The sequence below is a fragment of the Tessaracoccus zhenghani genome (assembly GCF_055326325.1).
The window spans coordinates 416,913-431,898 of the sequence record NZ_JBUZNQ010000002.1; the positions used below are offsets into that span (position 1 = coordinate 416,913).

General features: G+C 68.3%; 20 protein-coding genes and 1 tRNA gene. 13 read left to right on the forward strand and 8 right to left on the reverse strand.

All coding sequences use genetic code 11. From position 1 onward, the window contains the following. The first annotated feature begins 11 nt into the window (after positions 1–11). Genes murI through ACZK4S_RS05820 form a run of 8 tightly spaced genes read left to right on the forward strand, consistent with a single transcriptional unit; the run spans position 12 to position 5,850 of the window. The gene (gene murI / locus ACZK4S_RS05790) at positions 12–821 is read left to right on the forward strand and encodes a glutamate racemase (protein WP_076060368.1); all 810 of its coding nucleotides are present in this window, start codon (positions 12–14) and stop codon (positions 819–821) included. Positions 822–838: 17 nt separating this feature from the next. Next, entirely contained in the window at positions 839–952 is a 114-nt protein-coding gene (locus ACZK4S_RS15510) for a DUF8730 family Cys-rich protein (protein ID WP_527252160.1), read from the forward strand. 23 nt (positions 953–975) lie between these two features. Then, the gene (rph, locus tag ACZK4S_RS05795; protein ID WP_076060371.1) at positions 976–1,701 is read left to right on the forward strand and encodes a ribonuclease PH; all 726 of its coding nucleotides are present in this window, start codon (positions 976–978) and stop codon (positions 1,699–1,701) included. After that, positions 1,698–2,306 carry an RdgB/HAM1 family non-canonical purine NTP pyrophosphatase gene (rdgB, locus tag ACZK4S_RS05800; RefSeq protein ID WP_463643662.1) on the forward strand — a complete coding sequence of 203 codons (609 nt, stop codon included), beginning with the start codon at positions 1,698–1,700 and terminating at the stop codon, positions 2,304–2,306. The genes rph and rdgB overlap by 4 nt, the downstream gene beginning before the upstream one ends. 1 nt (position 2,307) lies before the next feature. Beyond that, on the forward strand, positions 2,308–3,120 hold the full coding sequence (locus tag ACZK4S_RS05805; RefSeq protein ID WP_463643663.1) for a thymidylate synthase: 813 nt from the start codon (positions 2,308–2,310) through the stop codon (positions 3,118–3,120). A 23-nt stretch (positions 3,121–3,143) separates the two neighbouring features. Further along, positions 3,144–3,959 (forward strand): DUF1707 SHOCT-like domain-containing protein, encoded by an 816-nt coding sequence (locus ACZK4S_RS05810; protein ID WP_463643664.1) that lies wholly within the window; start codon positions 3,144–3,146, stop codon positions 3,957–3,959. Beyond that, positions 3,956–4,441 (forward strand): dihydrofolate reductase, encoded by a 486-nt coding sequence (locus tag ACZK4S_RS05815; RefSeq protein ID WP_463643665.1) that lies wholly within the window; start codon positions 3,956–3,958, stop codon positions 4,439–4,441. Before ACZK4S_RS05810 ends, ACZK4S_RS05815 begins: the two co-directional genes overlap by 4 nt. Before the next feature lie 41 nt (positions 4,442–4,482). Next, positions 4,483–5,850 carry a DNA polymerase IV gene (locus ACZK4S_RS05820; protein ID WP_463643666.1) on the forward strand — a complete coding sequence of 456 codons (1,368 nt, stop codon included), beginning with the start codon at positions 4,483–4,485 and terminating at the stop codon, positions 5,848–5,850. A 15-nt stretch (positions 5,851–5,865) separates the two neighbouring features. Here ACZK4S_RS05820 and ACZK4S_RS05825 read toward each other — a convergent pair whose 3' ends face one another. Together ACZK4S_RS05825 and ACZK4S_RS05830 are read right to left on the reverse strand one after the other, a co-directional pair. Continuing rightward, positions 5,866–6,264 (reverse strand): VOC family protein, encoded by a 399-nt coding sequence (locus tag ACZK4S_RS05825; RefSeq protein ID WP_463643667.1) that lies wholly within the window; start codon positions 6,262–6,264, stop codon positions 5,866–5,868. A gap of 80 nt (positions 6,265–6,344) precedes the next feature. Further along, positions 6,345–7,649, reverse strand: coding sequence for a DUF2254 domain-containing protein (locus tag ACZK4S_RS05830; protein WP_463643668.1), 1,305 nt, complete (start codon positions 7,647–7,649; stop codon positions 6,345–6,347). A 72-nt stretch (positions 7,650–7,721) separates the two neighbouring features. On the opposite strand from ACZK4S_RS05830, the gene thpR reads away from it, so the two are divergent. Further along, positions 7,722–8,300 carry an RNA 2',3'-cyclic phosphodiesterase gene (thpR, locus tag ACZK4S_RS05835; protein WP_182765877.1) on the forward strand — a complete coding sequence of 193 codons (579 nt, stop codon included), beginning with the start codon at positions 7,722–7,724 and terminating at the stop codon, positions 8,298–8,300. Positions 8,301–8,321: 21 nt separating this feature from the next. Next, a tRNA-Leu gene (locus tag ACZK4S_RS05840) sits at positions 8,322–8,403 on the forward strand. Here the strand turns inward: ACZK4S_RS05840 and ACZK4S_RS05845 are convergent. From ACZK4S_RS05845 to ACZK4S_RS05870, 6 genes are all read right to left on the reverse strand, one after another. Next, complete coding sequence (locus ACZK4S_RS05845; protein WP_463643669.1) at positions 8,385–9,266, reverse strand: amino acid ABC transporter permease; 882 nt, start codon at positions 9,264–9,266, stop codon at positions 8,385–8,387. The two genes, ACZK4S_RS05840 and ACZK4S_RS05845, sit on opposite strands and share 19 nt — an antisense overlap. After that, complete coding sequence (locus ACZK4S_RS05850) at positions 9,263–9,943, reverse strand: amino acid ABC transporter permease (protein ID WP_459397323.1); 681 nt, start codon at positions 9,941–9,943, stop codon at positions 9,263–9,265. The genes ACZK4S_RS05845 and ACZK4S_RS05850 overlap by 4 nt, the downstream gene beginning before the upstream one ends. Positions 9,944–10,015: 72 nt before the next feature. Then, positions 10,016–10,873, reverse strand: coding sequence for a glutamate ABC transporter substrate-binding protein (locus ACZK4S_RS05855; RefSeq protein WP_459397324.1), 858 nt, complete (start codon positions 10,871–10,873; stop codon positions 10,016–10,018). 42 nt (positions 10,874–10,915) lie between these two features. After that, positions 10,916–11,689, reverse strand: a complete 774-nt coding sequence (locus ACZK4S_RS05860; protein WP_463643670.1) for an amino acid ABC transporter ATP-binding protein — start codon at positions 11,687–11,689, stop codon at positions 10,916–10,918. A 164-nt stretch (positions 11,690–11,853) separates the two neighbouring features. Next, positions 11,854–12,492 (reverse strand): IMPACT family protein, encoded by a 639-nt coding sequence (locus ACZK4S_RS05865; RefSeq protein ID WP_463643833.1) that lies wholly within the window; start codon positions 12,490–12,492, stop codon positions 11,854–11,856. 7 nt (positions 12,493–12,499) lie between these two features. Then, complete coding sequence (locus ACZK4S_RS05870; RefSeq protein WP_463643671.1) at positions 12,500–12,979, reverse strand: peroxiredoxin; 480 nt, start codon at positions 12,977–12,979, stop codon at positions 12,500–12,502. A 107-nt stretch (positions 12,980–13,086) separates the two neighbouring features. On the opposite strand from ACZK4S_RS05870, the gene ACZK4S_RS05875 reads away from it, so the two are divergent. The 3 genes from ACZK4S_RS05875 to ACZK4S_RS05885 are packed head-to-tail and all read left to right on the forward strand — an operon-like array spanning position 13,087 to position 14,962. After that, entirely contained in the window at positions 13,087–13,410 is a 324-nt protein-coding gene (locus ACZK4S_RS05875; protein WP_463643672.1) for a DUF3618 domain-containing protein, read from the forward strand. A gap of 23 nt (positions 13,411–13,433) precedes the next feature. Continuing rightward, positions 13,434–13,730, forward strand: a complete 297-nt coding sequence (locus tag ACZK4S_RS05880; RefSeq protein WP_463643834.1) for a GroES family chaperonin — start codon at positions 13,434–13,436, stop codon at positions 13,728–13,730. A 50-nt stretch (positions 13,731–13,780) separates the two neighbouring features. Further along, a complete protein-coding gene (locus ACZK4S_RS05885; RefSeq protein WP_463643673.1) occupies positions 13,781–14,962 on the forward strand; it encodes a cytochrome P450 in 1,182 nt (393 codons plus the stop codon). Positions 14,963–14,986 lie beyond the last annotated feature (24 nt).

Sequence of the window (14,986 nt, forward strand, 5' to 3'; positions counted from 1 at the left end):
AATCACCGCTCGTGACCAGCATCGAACAACCCATCGGCGTCTTCGACTCCGGATTCGGTGGTCTCACCGTCCTCCGCTCGCTGGTCGAGCAGTTGCCCAACGAAGACTTCGTCTACCTCGGCGACACCGCGCGTGCGCCGTACGGCCCCCGCGCCATCGCAGAAGTGCGCAGGTTCGCGCTCCAGGGGCTGGACCACCTGGTGGAGCGCGGCGTCAAGGCGCTCGTCATCGCCTGCAACTCCGCATCCTCCGCCGTGCTGCGCGACGCCCGCGAACGCTACGACGTGCCGATCACCGAGGTCGTCCTACCCGCAGCGAGCCGCGCGGTCGCCGCCACCCGCAACGGCAGGGTCGGCGTGGTCGCCACTCAGTCGACGGTGAACTCACGCTCCTACGAGGACGCCTTCGCCATCGCGCCCCACATCTCCCTGACCCCGCAGGCCTGCCCGCGTTTCGTGGAGTTCGTGGAAGCGGGCATCACCGGCGGCGACGAGTTGCTGGGCATCGCGGAGGAGTACCTGGCCTCCATCAAGAAGGCCCAGGTCGACACCCTGATCCTCGGCTGCACGCATTACCCGCTGCTCCAGGGCCTCATCGGCTATGTGCTGGGCACCGGCGTGACACTGGTCTCGTCGGCGGAGGCCTGCGCCCAGTCGACCTACTCGCAGCTCACCCAGGCGGGCCTGCTGCACCACCAGCCACGGGAGGCGGAGCGCATCTTCCTCACCACGGGAGACGCCCATAACTTCCAGGGAATCGGGCGTAGATTATTGGGTGGCTTCGTCACGGACGCCACCACCGTCGTCATCGACCACGATTGAGGAGACACGCCATGTGCATGAAAGTCACCTGCCCCAGGTGTGAAAAGCCCACCTGGCAGGGCTGCGGAGCCCACATCGAAGAAGCCCTCGAGGGCGTCCCCGTGCCCGAGCGCTGCGACTGCCCCCGCTGACCAGAGAAGCTAAGTTGGAGCCCATGACTGTGACCCGCATCGACGGCCGCACCACTGATCAACTGCGCCCGGTGCGCATCACCCGAAACTGGCTGGACCACGCGGAAGGTTCCGTGCTCGTCGAGTTCGGCCGCACCCGGGTGCTGGTGGCAGCATCCGTCACCGTCGGGGTGCCGCGCTGGCGCTCCGGTTCGGGCCTCGGCTGGGTGACCGCCGAATACGCCATGCTGCCCCGCGCCACCCACACCCGCTCGGATCGCGAGTCGATCCGCGGCAAGGTGGGCGGCCGCACCCACGAGATCTCCCGCCTCATCGGCCGCTCGCTGCGCGCCGTCGTGGACTACAAGGCGCTGGGCGAGAACACCATCGTCCTCGACTGCGACGTGCTCCAGGCCGACGGCGGCACCCGCACGGCTGCCATCACCGGCGCCTACGTGGCCCTCGCGGACGCCGTCGCCCATCTGCGCGGCCTCGGCGCCCTGGCCGGAGAACCCCTGACCGACTCCGTTGCCGCGGTCTCCGTCGGCTTCGACAAGGCGGGCACCGCGCTGCTGGACCTCTGTTACGACGAGGACGTGGCCGCCGAGACCGACATGAACATCGTGATGACCGGCTCCGGCAAGTTCATCGAGGTGCAGGGCACCGCTGAGGGCGTGCCGTTCAGCCGTGAGGAGTTGGGGGAGCTCATCGACCTCGGCACCGTCGGCTGCGCCGAACTGACCCGGATTCAGCGCGAGGCGCTGGCGTGACCCGCCCTGACAAGCTGGTGCTGGCCACCAACAACCCGAAGAAGCTCAGGGAACTGCGGCGCATCCTCGAGGGCGCCGGCCTCGACATCGAGGTGTTCGGCCTGGGCGACTTCGAGCGCTACCCCGAACCCGAGGAGACGGAGCGCACGTTCGAGGGCAACGCCTTCCTCAAGGCCGAGGCGGCCATGCGCGCGACGGGGCTGCTCGCCGTCGCAGACGACTCCGGCCTGGAAGTCGACGAACTCAACGGCATGCCCGGGGTGCGTTCCGCACGCTGGGCCGGCCCCGCGTGCGATGACGAGGACAACAACGCGCTGCTGCTGGCACAGCTCGACGGGCTGCCGTACGAGCGTCGCTCCGCCCGGTTCGTCTGCGCCCTGGCCATGGTCGCGCCCGATGGCGAGCGCCGCGTGTGGCACGGCCGCATGCCGGGCCGGATCAACGACCAGCCCGCGGGGGAGAACGGCTTCGGCTACGACCCGCTGTTCGTGCCCGCCGGGATGACCGCCACGTCGAGTGAGCTGACGGCGGAGGAGAAAGACTCGATCTCGCACCGCGGCATCGCCGTCCGCGCGTTCGTGGACTACCTCAGGGAACTCGGCTGACATGCGCCAGTACCACGAACTGCTGCGGCACATCATGGACACCGGCGTGGACAAGTCCGATCGCACCGGCACGGGCACCCGGTCGGTGTTCGGCCACCAGTTGCGCTTCGACCTGCGCGACGGGTTTCCCCTGCTCACCACCAAGAAGGTGCACACCCGCTCCGTCTTCGGCGAGCTGCTGTGGTTCCTGCGCGGCGACACCAACATCGGCTGGCTGCACGACAACGGCATCACCATCTGGGACGAGTGGGCGGACGCCGACGGGAACCTCGGGCCCGTCTACGGCTACCAGTGGCGCTCCTGGCCCACCCCGGATGGGAGACACGTCGACCAGATCGCCAAGGTCATCGAGTCGCTGCGCACCAACCCGGATTCGCGTCGCCACATCGTGTCGGCCTGGAACGTGGCGGACGTCGACGACATGGCGCTGCCGCCGTGCCACACGATGTTCCAGTTCTACGTCGCGCCGTCGCCCGACGGCAGCCCGGGTGCTCTGAGCTGCCAGCTGTACCAGCGCTCGGCCGACGTATTCCTCGGCGTGCCGTTCAACATCGCCTCGTACGCCCTGCTCACGCACCTGGTGGCCCAGGTCACCGGCCTGCGGGTGGGCGAGTTCGTCCACACCTTCGGCGACGCCCACATCTACTCCAACCACTTCGACCAGGTCGCCGAGCAGCTGGCGCGGGAGTTCCGGCCGCTGCCGACCCTGCGCCTCAACCCCGATGTGCGTGAGATCGACGCGTTCGAACTGGGCGACATCGTGGTGGAGGGCTACGACCCGCATCCCGCGATCAAGGCACCCATCGCGGTGTGACCCCGCTGAGCTACCCTTCTCGCATGAGTGAACTGCGCCCCCACTTCCCGGAGCGCGACGCCTATCTCGACCGGTTGGCGCAGCACTACGCCGACGGACTCCTGGATGACGCCGACTTCGAGGCCCGCCGCGACATGGTGCTCCAGTCGGCCAGCCACGGAGACGCGTTGCGCGCCTTCGACGGGCTGCCGCAGCCGCGTTACCGGGAAGGCACCAGCACCCGACGGCCGGCCGGCCTGGGTCGACGGGGGCTGCTGATCGGCGGGCTCGCCGCGGCTGCAGTGGTCGGCGTCGGTGGCATCGCGGCCTTGGTGTTCGGCGCCCGGTTGGGTTCCCCCATGATGGGGGGACCGATGATGGAAGAGGTCTGGCCCCAGCCCTCCATGGGCGGTGGGGACGTCGAGACCTACGCGATCGACTACGGCGCTCTCGAGGAGACCTTCTTCACGCTGCAGGAGCGTGGCCTGACGTTGATCAGTGAGTTCACCGTCGAGATCGGCGGGGTGACGGGCACTGCGATGTCGCCGAGGTCGCCTGGTGAACTGCGGACCTTCAGCCGGCGGATCGACCGGCCCATGGTCATCTCTGAGGGGTCGGAGGGCGAGGTGCCGCCCGCCGTGGAGCTGGAGCCCTGGCAGTCGCTGGTGATGACGAGCATCGAACAGGCGCCGATGGACCTGGGCGGAAACGGCCACGCTGACCGCGTCGAGCTCGTGTTCACCGACCGCGGCAACCCCACGGCGCTGGTGACGGTGCTCGCCATTGAGGACGCACACCCACTGGGCACCGCTCAGTACGACATTGACGGAAACCTGATCGCTCTGGAGGAGATCCCGTGAGAATCGTCGCTATCGCGGCAGTGGCAGACAACGGGGTCATCGGTTCCGGTGACGACATGCTGTGGCACATCCCGCCGGACTTCCGCCGTTTCAAGGCCGTCACCAGCGGCAACACGCTGATCTTCGGGCGCAGGACGCACGAGCAGATCGGGCGGACGCTGCCGGACCGCCGGATCATCGTCGTGACGCGGGATCCAGAGTGGAGCGACGACGGCGTGGAGGTGGCCCATTCCATCACCGAGGCGCTCGACCTGGCCGCGGAGACGCCGGAGCGGATCTGTTATGTCGGCGGGGGCAGCGAGATCTACGCGGGGGCGTGGCCGTACCTCACGGAGCTGGACATCACGCACGTGCACCAGGAGCCTGAGGGGGTTGCCAAGTTCCCGCTGATCTCCCGCAACGAATGGACCGAGGTGAGCCGCGAGGTGCACCAGGGCTACGACTTCGCCCAGTACCGCCCGACCCCGTCCGCCGGTTCCTGAGCCAGCCGTCGCCGGCTGGTCAGAGACCCCTGAGGATCTCCATGCGCCGCATCCTCCACCTTGACCTCGACGCGTTCTTCGCGGCGGTGGAGCAGCGCGACAAGCCGTCGCTGCGGGGCAAGCCCGTCGTCGTCGGCGGCTCCGGGCCGCGAGGTGTGGTCGCGACGGCGAGCTACGAGGCAAGGAAGTTCGGCGTGCGCTCCGCGATGTCCGGCACGGAGGCGCGACGGCGCGCCTCCCACGCAGCGTTCCTCGGCGGCCGGTTCCAGGCCTACCGGGCATCGTCGCGGGTGGTGATGGGGCTGTTGCGCGAGGTGTCGCCCCTGGTGGAGCCGTTGAGCCTGGACGAGGCCTTCGTCGATCTCGAACCCAGCAGCTGGCCCGACGACGAACTGGGGGAGCGCGTCGAGTGGCTGCGCGCCGAGCTGGAGCGGCGGACGGAAGGGCTGACCGCCTCGGTGGGGGTGGGTTCCGCGAAGTTCCTGGCGAAGCTGGCCAGCGAGGCCGCCAAGCCGAACGGCCACCGGATCCTGCGGCCCGAGGAGGAACTGGATTTCCTGGCGCCGCTGGCGGTGCGGGCCATCCCTGGGGTGGGCCCGGCGACGGAGCAGCGGCTCGTCGGCATCGGCCTGCACACCATCGAGGACCTGCGCGGCGCAGACCGGAAAGAACTGGTCAGGGAACTCGGCCAGTCGGCGGGGGAGAGCCTCGCGGAACTCGCCTGGGGCCGCGACCCGAGGCGGGTGCAACCGCAACGCGACCCGAAGTCGATCTCCACCGAGGACACGTTCGCCGTCGACCTGACCGACCGCGGCCAACTGGAACAGATCCTGCGCCGCGACTCGGCGGACGTGGCCCGACGGCTCACCCGGGCCGGGTTCTTCGCGCGGACCGTGACCCTGAAGGTGCGGTTCGCCGACTTCACCACCCGCACCATCGGCCGCAGCCTCGGGGGCGCCACGGCCGACGGCGCGGAGATCGCCGCCGAAGGCATCAGCCTGCTCAGCGATGTCGACATCCGCGCGGGCGTGCGCCTGTTGGGCATCGGTGTGTCCAACTTCGTGACCGCCGCGCAGGAGAAGCTCTTCGACCTCGGGCCCGGGTCCACGGCTGGCGCCAGTGGCCCCGTCGACGTCACCGAACAGACAGTGGCCAATGAGGACCCAGAGGCGATCCCCCTCAGCGGGGTGCGCGGGCAGGGCGGCTTCTACCCGGGCGCCGACGTCGAGCACGACGAGCACGGCCGCGGCTGGGTCTGGGGATCCGGCCTGGGGCGGGTGACGGTGCGGTTCGAGTCGCGACACAGTGGGCGCGGCCGCATCGCCACGTTCGCCGTCGACGATCCGGCACTGCACCCGGCAGACCCCGAGCCGCTCGCCTTCCCGTTGCCGGACGAGGACGCTGATTGAGGGGACGGCAGCTGCCTAGCTGGCGCCGATGTTGATGCCCCACTCGACGCCGAACTGGTCCGTGAGGTCGCCGTAGTGGTCGCCCCACATCTGCTGCTCGAACGGCGTGCCCACGGTGCCGCCCTCGGCCAGCGCGTCGAACCACCGGCGACCGGTCTCGGCGTCCTCGCCCCAGATCACGATGGTGGTGTTGCCCTTCTCCTCGGGAGCATCGTTCGTCGGGGTGTCTGCGGCCATCAGGGTGAACCCCTCGGTGTCGAGCTGGCCGTGCATGATCTTGTGCTCAAGTTCAGGGGCGGCGCTGTAGTCCGCAAACGGGGTGGTCGTCAGTTCGCCGCCGAAGACAGACTGGTAGAACTCCAGCGCGGCTGTGGCCTGGCCGTTGAACGCGATGTACGGGCTCATTCGAAGCATGGACGGTTCCTTCCGGATGGGGCTTCCAACGCTACGACGCCCTGGGGTTCAGGCGCCATGATTCCTTCAGGCGGCCCGGGTCAAAGCTGGGTCGGCGGCGTGAGCGTGCTCTCCGCCCGGCTGGTCTCCACGTAGCTCCGCAGCACGGCGGTGTCACGCGCGCCCAACTCCGCCTCGCTCAGGATGGTGTCGACGTGGCGGTCAGCCCGGCTGGCGACCTCGGGATCGACGGCGGCCACCCGGATCCGGGCAGCCAGGTCCACCAGCGCTTCCAACACGATGCGGGCACCGAGCGCGTAGGGGCGGATGTGGTCGAAGGGCGTGTCGACGATCTCCCCGATCGTCACGGGGCGCAGGTAGACGCGGGGCACGCCCTCCTCGTCGACCAGCACGTTGGCGCTCTCGGCGCGGCTGACGGCGGTTGTCACTCCGGAGGCCACCTGCTGGATGGCGTTGACGGCGGTGTAGGGGTCGTTGTTGCCCGGCGACAGGCCGCGGACGGCCAGCTCGACGATCTGCTGCTCCGCGAAGCGCACGTCCTGCTCCGTGGAGCGGCTGGGCCCGGCGTGGAGGTGGTCCGTCAGGTGTGGCTCAATTCGCTCAGCGCGATCTGCCGGCCACACCTGGGCGATGGGCTCGCCCTCGATCACCTGGTCGCCGGCCCGCTTCAGCAGCCGGACCGACACCCCGGCCTCCGTGGCGGCGTCCGCGAGCGCGCGCCCGTCGATATGGGTGAGGTAGCCGCCGACGGGGGAGCCGAGGACCGAGCCGCCCTCAGTGGGGGCGTCGATGGTGTCGTACTCCGGTGCTTCCGGGTCGAGCCAGTTGTGCCCCACCGCCCGCTGGAAGTCGAGGCGGGCGCCTTCAGAAATGGTTTCGACCTGCACGGAGCTCGCGATGTGGTGGATGAACCAGACGAACAGGAAGACGTCGATGATGCCCAGCAGGATCACCGCGTTGACGGCGAGATGGGGCACGAAGACCGTGCCGTCGTCGCTGTCCGAACGGATGGTGCGCAGCACCAGCAGCGTGTAGACGAAGGTGGCGGTGAGCACTCCCAACACCACCTGGTTGTCGCGGTTGCGCATGAAGTTGCGCACCAGGCGCGGCCCGTAGGTGGTGGACGCGGTGCTGATCACCGAAATCGTGATGGAGAACGCGGTGCCGGCCACGCCCAGGAACGCCGCCACTGACGCGAGGAGGGCGCGGGCGCCGTCGACGCCGGTGTCGAAGAGGAAGCTCCGGATGAAGCCGGGAAGCTCGAGCGAGGCGCGATCTGCGGCGACGAGGGTCTGCGCCACCAGTATTGCGGCGGCGATGAAGAGGGCAGGCACGAACCAGAAGCGCTGCGGGATGCTGGTCAGGAACGCTCGTATTCGGCCCACCGGAGTCCTCCTCGTCGTCGTCGTTCGACGCTACCGCAGACAGGTTCAGGGGAGGCCAAGTAGCGTTGGGGTATGTCGAAGCGGATGTTCACGGCCGTGCTGCCGCCGCCAGAGGTGATCCAGGAGCTGGACAGCTACGTCGCCCCGCGTCGCGAGGCTGACCGTGACCTGCGCTGGACCCGCCCCGAGGGGTGGCACCTGACGACGTCGTTCATGGGTCACGTGGGCGTCGGGCGCGATGAATACCTGGAGGACCATCTGGCGGAGGTCGCGGCGGGGACACAACCGTTCGAGGTGCGCATCGCCGGGGGCATCGCGTTCCCGAACCCGGTCAGGGCCCGCATCATCGGCCTCGGGGTGCCCGTGGGCCACGAGCCGCTGGCGTCGCTCTCCGCGCACTGCCGCACAGCCGCCTCCAGGGCGGGGATCGACGTCGACGGCAGCAGATTCGTCGGGCATCTGACGTTGGCCCGCAACAGTCGCGGGGTACAGGCCACCCGCTGGTTGACCGTGCTGGACTCGTTCCCCGGCTGGTCCTGGACGGCCGACGAGCTGGTGCTCATCGAATCCCGGAGCACCGGGTACGGCTTCGGCTATGAGGTGGCCGCGCGTTTCGCGCTGGGACGGCCCGTGGCCGATCCCTACGCATAGCGGCTAGAATCTAGCTCGCTTGCGCAAGTGGTGGAATTGGTAGACACGCAGGATTTAGGTTCCTGTGCCTTCGGGCGTGAGGGTTCAAGTCCCTTCTTGCGTACTCAGTTCCGTGGCCGCCGGCTGCGCCGCGGTGATGCCCCCGGCCGTCTTGCCGCGCTGCTTCAGCCGCTTCTCCACCAACTGGGCCAGGCTGGTCACCAGCAGGTTGAGCAGGATGAACAGCACCGCGCCCACCACGAACGTCACCGTCAGGTTCCCGAACCGGTTGCCCATCTGGCGCACCCGGTTCAGCAGCTCGGGGTACAGGATGATGTAGCCCAGCGCGGTGTCCTTGAGGACGACGACGAGCTGGCTGAGGAGCGTGGGCATCATCGCCGTCAGGGCCTGCGGCACCAGGATCATGCGGCGGGTCTGGCTGGATGTCAGCCCGATGGACAGGCCCGCCTCACGCTGGCCCGAGGGGAGGGAGCCGACGCCATTGCGCACCACCTCGGCGATCACCGCGCCGTTGTAGCAGGTGAGGCCCACCACCACTGCGGTGAAGCTGAGCGAGGGGCCCGCCAGGTCCGTGTTGTAGGTCAGCAGGTAGAAGACGAACAGCATCATGATCAGCACGGGCACGGCGCGGAAGAACTCGACGATGACCGACGAGAGCCACCGCAGCACCTTGAGGTCCGACATGCGACCCATCGCGAACATCAGCCCGAAGATGAACGCCAACACCATGCTGAGGGCGGCGGCGAGCACGGTCTGCTGGATGCCGGGCAGGAAGTACTGCTGCCACGCCTCGACGGTGAACACGGGGAGCCAGCGGTCTGGCGTGATCTGGCCGGCGTTCCACAGGGTCAGCACTATCCAGGCGCCGGCGCCGAAGATGATGAGCACGCCGATGGAGGCGTAGATGAAGTGCCGACGGCGGGTGCTGGGGCCGGGCGGGTCGAAGAGGGCGGCTGCGCTGTTCACCGGCGAACCGCCAGCTTCTTCGAAAGCCAACCTGTCAGCAGCCCCATCGGCAGCGTGAGCACCACGAAGGTGAGGGCCACCAGGCCGAAGATGAGGATGATCACGTCGGAGCGGAACTCGATCATGCGCGCCATGGAGTGCGACACCTGGGCCACACCGATGGCCGTCACCACCGTCGTGTTCTTGGTGAGCGCGATGAGGACGTTGCCCAGCGGGGTGATGGCGCCGCGCAGCGCCTGGGGGAGGATGATGTGGCGCAGGTTCTGACTGAGGGTCAGGCCGATGGAACGCGCCGCCTCTGCCTGCCCGACGGGGATGGTGTTGACGCCGGAGCGAAGTGCCTCACACACGAACGCCGCGTGGTAGACCGCCAGCGCGATGATGGCCAGCCGGATGTTGGTGTCGATGATGTAGGTGGCCGATTCGCGGGAGGCGAGCTGCAGGCCCAACTGGTTCCACAGGATGAGGTTCGCCGCGATCACGATCAGCGTCAGCGGGGTGTTGCGGAACACGTTGACGTACACCGAGCCGGCGAAGTTCAACGCCCGTACGGGCGTCAGCCGCATGACGGCGACGATGGTGCCGAGCACGAACGCCAGCAACGCGCCCCACAGGGTGAGCTGCAGGGTCAGCCAGACCGCTCCCAGGAAGTTGAAGCGTTCGATGAGTTCCAGCATGGCACCTCCTCGTCAGATGTGGATGGGAGAGCGCGACGGGTGCGTGGGGCACCCGTCGCGCCCGGTCACGCGTCAGTCGCAGTGGCCGCCCGGCTCAGCGGGGTTGGTGTCGGGGTTCGGCGTGTACTTCGCCGGCCCCAGGTTCTTCTCGATGGCCTCGTCGATGGCGCCCTCCTCGAACAGCTCGACGAGCGCCTCATTGATCTGCTCGCAGAGCTCGCTCTCCTTGGCCACCCCGATGCCGTACAGCTCCTCGCTGAAGGGTTGGCCCACCACGCGGAACTGCCCGGCCCACTGCTCCTGGGCGGCGTAGCCGGCGAGGATCGAATCGTCGGTGGTCAGCGCGTCGACGCTGCCCGATGCCAGGGCATCCACGCAGGAGGAGTAGGTGTCGTACTCCTGCAGCTGCACGCCCGGGTATTCCTCGGCCACGCGCTCAGCCGGCGTCGAACCCGACACCGAGCAGAGGATCTTGCCCTCGAGGTCGTCTGGGCCGTTGATGGTGTCGTCGTCGGCCTTCACCAGCAGGTCCTGGCCTGCCACGAGGTAGGGGCCGGCGAACTGGACGCGTTCCTTGCGGGAATCGGTGATCGAATAGGTGGCGACGATGAAGTCGACGGTGCCCGCCTCCAGCATGGTCTCGCGCTGGGGTGACGGCGACTCCGTCCATTCGATCTGGTCTTCGGCGTAGCCGAGCTTCTCGGCGACGGCCTTGGCCACGTCGACGTCGAAGCCGGACATCTCGCCGCCCTCCTGGAGGCCGAGACCGGGCTGGTCGAACTTGGTGCCGATCTTGATGGTGCCGCTGCTTGCGCCGTCGCCGCCGGTTTCGGTGTCGGTCCCGGTGTCATTGCCGTCGCCGCCGCAGGCGGTGAGGGCGAGCGCTGCCGCCGCCGCGATGGCGGCGATTCGGTAAGTGGTCCTACGCATGGATCTTTCTCCTTTGAAAGGCTGTGGTGAAGGGAAGGGTTCTCAGTGTGTGAGGATCTTGCCGAGGAAATCCTTGGCTCGGGCTGACTGGGGTTTGGTGAAGAATTCCTCCGGGGTGTTCTCCTCTACGATTGCGCCGTCCGACATGAAGACAACCCTGTCGGCGGCCTTGCGGGCGAAGCCCATCTCGTGGGTGACGACAATCATCGTCATCCCTGACTGGGCCAGTTTGGTCATGACGTCGAGGACCTCATTGATCATTTCCGGGTCCAGCGCCGACGTGGGCTCATCGAAGAGCATCACCTTCGGCTCCATGGCGAGCGACCTGGCGATCGCGACACGCTGCTGCTGGCCGCCGGAGAGTTGCGCCGGATACTTGTGGGCCTGCTCCTGGACGCCGACCCGCTTGAGCAGTTCCATCGCCCGCTCCTTCGCGACGGCGGGTTTGACGCCCCGAGCCTTGATGGGGCCCATCGTGACGTTCTCGAGGATCGTCTTGTGATGGAAGAGGTTGAAGCTCTGGAAGACCATGCCCACGTCGGCGCGTAGTTGCGCCAGGGCCTTTCCCTCTTCAGGTAACTCCGTGCCTTCGACGGTGATGGATCCGGATTCGAAGGTCTCCAGGCGGTTGATGGTGCGGCAGAGGGTCGACTTGCCGGAGCCGGACGGGCCGATGACCACGACCACCTCGCCCTCTCGGACGGACAGGTTGATGTCCTTGAGGACGTGCAGTTCGCCGAAGTGCTTGTTCACGTCTTTGAGCACGACGAGGGGCTGGCCGAGCCCCGGGTTACGTGTCGAAGTGGTGTCGGTCATGGAGGCAAGTTAGTTGCCTAGCCGGTCACTCGCAGGCATAGGCCGTGTTTGTAACGGGATCGTGACCTTGGTCCGCGGGCGGGGGGCACGGCAGTGCCTCCGCGGGCTGGGGCTGGCCGTCTGATCGATCTTCCGCCTATGTGGGTAGAGGAACGGCAGTCTGTTCAGCCGACCCAGCGCTCGCCGATGCCGGTTGCCGTGAGGGCGCCTGCCGACATCGTCGCCAGCGCCGTCGCCAGTTCCCCTTCGTGCCCAGCGCTCACCGCCACCCGGATGTGCGCCTTGTCGCTCCACTCCACGCCGTCAACGACGACCGCCTCGCCCGACGGCAGCACCAGGCCGCGGAGCTGGTCCTCCATGCCGCCGACGGACGCGAAGTCGACGTCGATCTGCAGCAGACGGCACAGCTGGACCGTCCGGATCCCCGCGGCGTCCACGGCCTGGGCGACCGCGTCGGAGTAGGCCCGCACGAGACCCCCGGCGCCGAGTTTGATCCCCCCGAAGTAGCGGGTGACCACGGCCACGACATCTGTCAGTGAGTTCTTCTGCAGCACCTGCAGCATCGGTATCCCCGCGGTTCCGGCGGGCTCGCCGTCGTCAGAACTGCGCGCGGTGCGGGCATCGGGGCCCAGCACGAACGCCGAGCAGTTGTGTCTGGCGCTGAAGTGCACCGAGCGGCGCTCCTCGATGACGGCGCGCGCCTCGTCCTCGGCTGTCACCCGCCTGAGACGGGTGAGGAAGCGGGAGCGTTTGATCTCGAGTTCGACGTCGACGCCGTGCCCCGGCGGGGCGTCGATGGTCAGGAAGTGGTCAGACACCCAGTTCGCGGCGCAGCTTCGCCACGTGTCCGGTGGCCTTCACGTTGTACTGCGCGACGCGGACCAGGCCGTTGCCCTCGTCGTCGACGTCGATCACGAAGGTGGAGCGGAGCACGCCCTCGATCTCCTTGCCGTACAGCTTGCGCACCCCGTAGGCGCCGTAGAGGTTGTGCACCTTCTTCTCCGGGTCTGCCAGCAGCGTGAACTCGATGTCGGAGTTCGCCTTGAACTTCGCCAGCCGCTCCACGCCGTCCGGCGAGCAGCCCAGCACCGTGTAACCGGCGTCCTGGAAGGCGTGCAGCGAGGCCGAGAAGTCGACGGCCTGCGTGGTGCAGCCCGGCGTCATGGCGGCGGGGTAGAAGTAGAGAATGACCGAGCGTCCCGCGAAGCTGCTGAGCGAGACGTCGTTGCCGGCCTCGTCGGGCAGCGTGAAGTCAGGAGCGGGCGTTCCGGTGGTCAAACGTGCGGTCATGGCCGCCAGTGTAGTGCGGCGGCGCCGCGCCCGTTCTCCGCGTCTTCTGGCGTGAGAGCCCCAGTGTCAATAGGCTGGAGGGCAGAGAACCTACCGAGGAGCACTCTATGAGCACCCGTTCAGTCGATGAGATCCGCGTCGACCTCGCCGCCAACCGCGCGAAGCTGGCCAACGCCACCTCCGAGGCCGTCGAGTCGATGAAGCCGAAGAACATCGCCCGCGAATCGGTGTCTCAGGTCAAGGAGTTCGCCAAGACCGAGTTCGAGACCGCCACGTCGTCGTTCAAGGACGAGACCGGCGCCTGGCGCACAGACCGTCTGCTGATGATCGGCGGCGCAGTCGTGGGCGCGGTGGTGTTCTTCATGGCCGTCTCGTCGGTGGCGAACAGACGCAGCCTGGCCTCTCAGGCGCGTCGGGCGATCGAGAAGTGAGCGAACCCAACCTGGCCATCCGCATGCTGCACGACCGGGTCCTCGTCGATGTCGACGCGGTGTCCGGTGAGCGACGCAGCGGCGGGGGGATCCTCATTCCTGCCACCGTGCAGATGGGGAGGCGACTCACCTGGGCCAAGGTGGTGGCCATCGGCCCCAATGTGCGCGCGGTCGAGACCGACGACCGCGTGCTCTTCGACCCCGAGGACCGGGCGGAGGTCGAACTCCAGGCGCGCACCTACGTGCTGCTGCGGGAGCGCGACATCCACGCCGTCGCCTCCACCTCCGTGGCCGACGGTGGTACCGGCCTCTACCTCTGACCTGCGCCCGCGGCCCGTCGGCCGCCTAGGCTGAGGTCACAGGAGGTGCAATGACCGACGACCAGCGCCGCGCCCACAAGCCGGGCGAGCCAACCGAACCCAGGTTGGAGCGCGTCGGAGACCTCTGGCGCATCCGCTCCCTCGAAGCAGCCCGCCAGGTGTTGCGCGCCCGCCACGCCACCACCCAGGCGGGCTTCACCGCGGAGTACATCCCCAAGGGCGTGCTCAAGCACCACCCCATCCTGATGTCGGACGGCCCCCTGCACGACGAGCAGCGCTCGAAGGTGGGCCGGTTCTTCGCGCCCAAGGTGGTGCGTGAGCGCCACGGCGACCACATCTCCCTGGCGGCCGCGCGGCACGTCGACGGCCTCTCTGGGGAGGTCGTCCTCGACGACCTGGCGCTCCTCTACAGCGTCGAGGTGACGTCGCGGATCGTCGGGCTGACGGAGTCGCCGGTGGAGAAGATGGCCACCCGGCTCGTCTCGTTCTTCCGCCAACCGCCCCTCGACATCACCCGCAAGGACCTGGGTCGCACCCGTCGCCAATGGATGCAGGCCGCCTGGCGCGGGCTCGTGCCCGTCGCCAGGTTCTACGGGGCAGACGTGCGGCCGGCGGTTCGCCGCCGTCGGCGGGAACGCCAGGGCGATGTCATCAGCCACCTCATCGACGAGGGCTACACCAACGCCGACATCCTGGTGGAGTGCGTCACCTACGGCACGGCGGGCATGGTGACCACCCGCGAGTTCATCACGATGGCCGCCTGGCACCTCCTCACCACCCCGGCGCTGCTGGAGCGCTACCTGGTCGCGGGGGGCGTGGAGCGCCACGCCATCCTCAACGAGATCATCCGGCTGGAGCCCGTCGTCGGGCATCTCTACCGGCGGGCGCAGGAGGAGATCGAGATCACCGACGGTGAGCAGCGCGCCACCATCGCCCCAGGCGACCTGGTCGACGTGTGCGTCCGCCAGGTCAACGCCGACGCCCAGGCTGTGGGGGAGCGGCCGCTCGCCCTCCGCCCCTCCCGCGAGCTCCCGCACGGGGTGGATGAGGCGGTGATGACCTTCGGGGACGGGGCCCATCGGTGCCCCGGCCAGCCCCTGGCGATCTTCGAGACCGACGAGTTGCTCACGCGTCTCCTGGCCCGCCGCCCCCGTCTCGTGCAGGAGCCGACGCTGACCTGGGACGACCTCATCGAGGGTTACGTACTCCGTGGCCTCAGACTGCTTGTGTAAAGTTTGTCGAACCTCTAGGGTGAC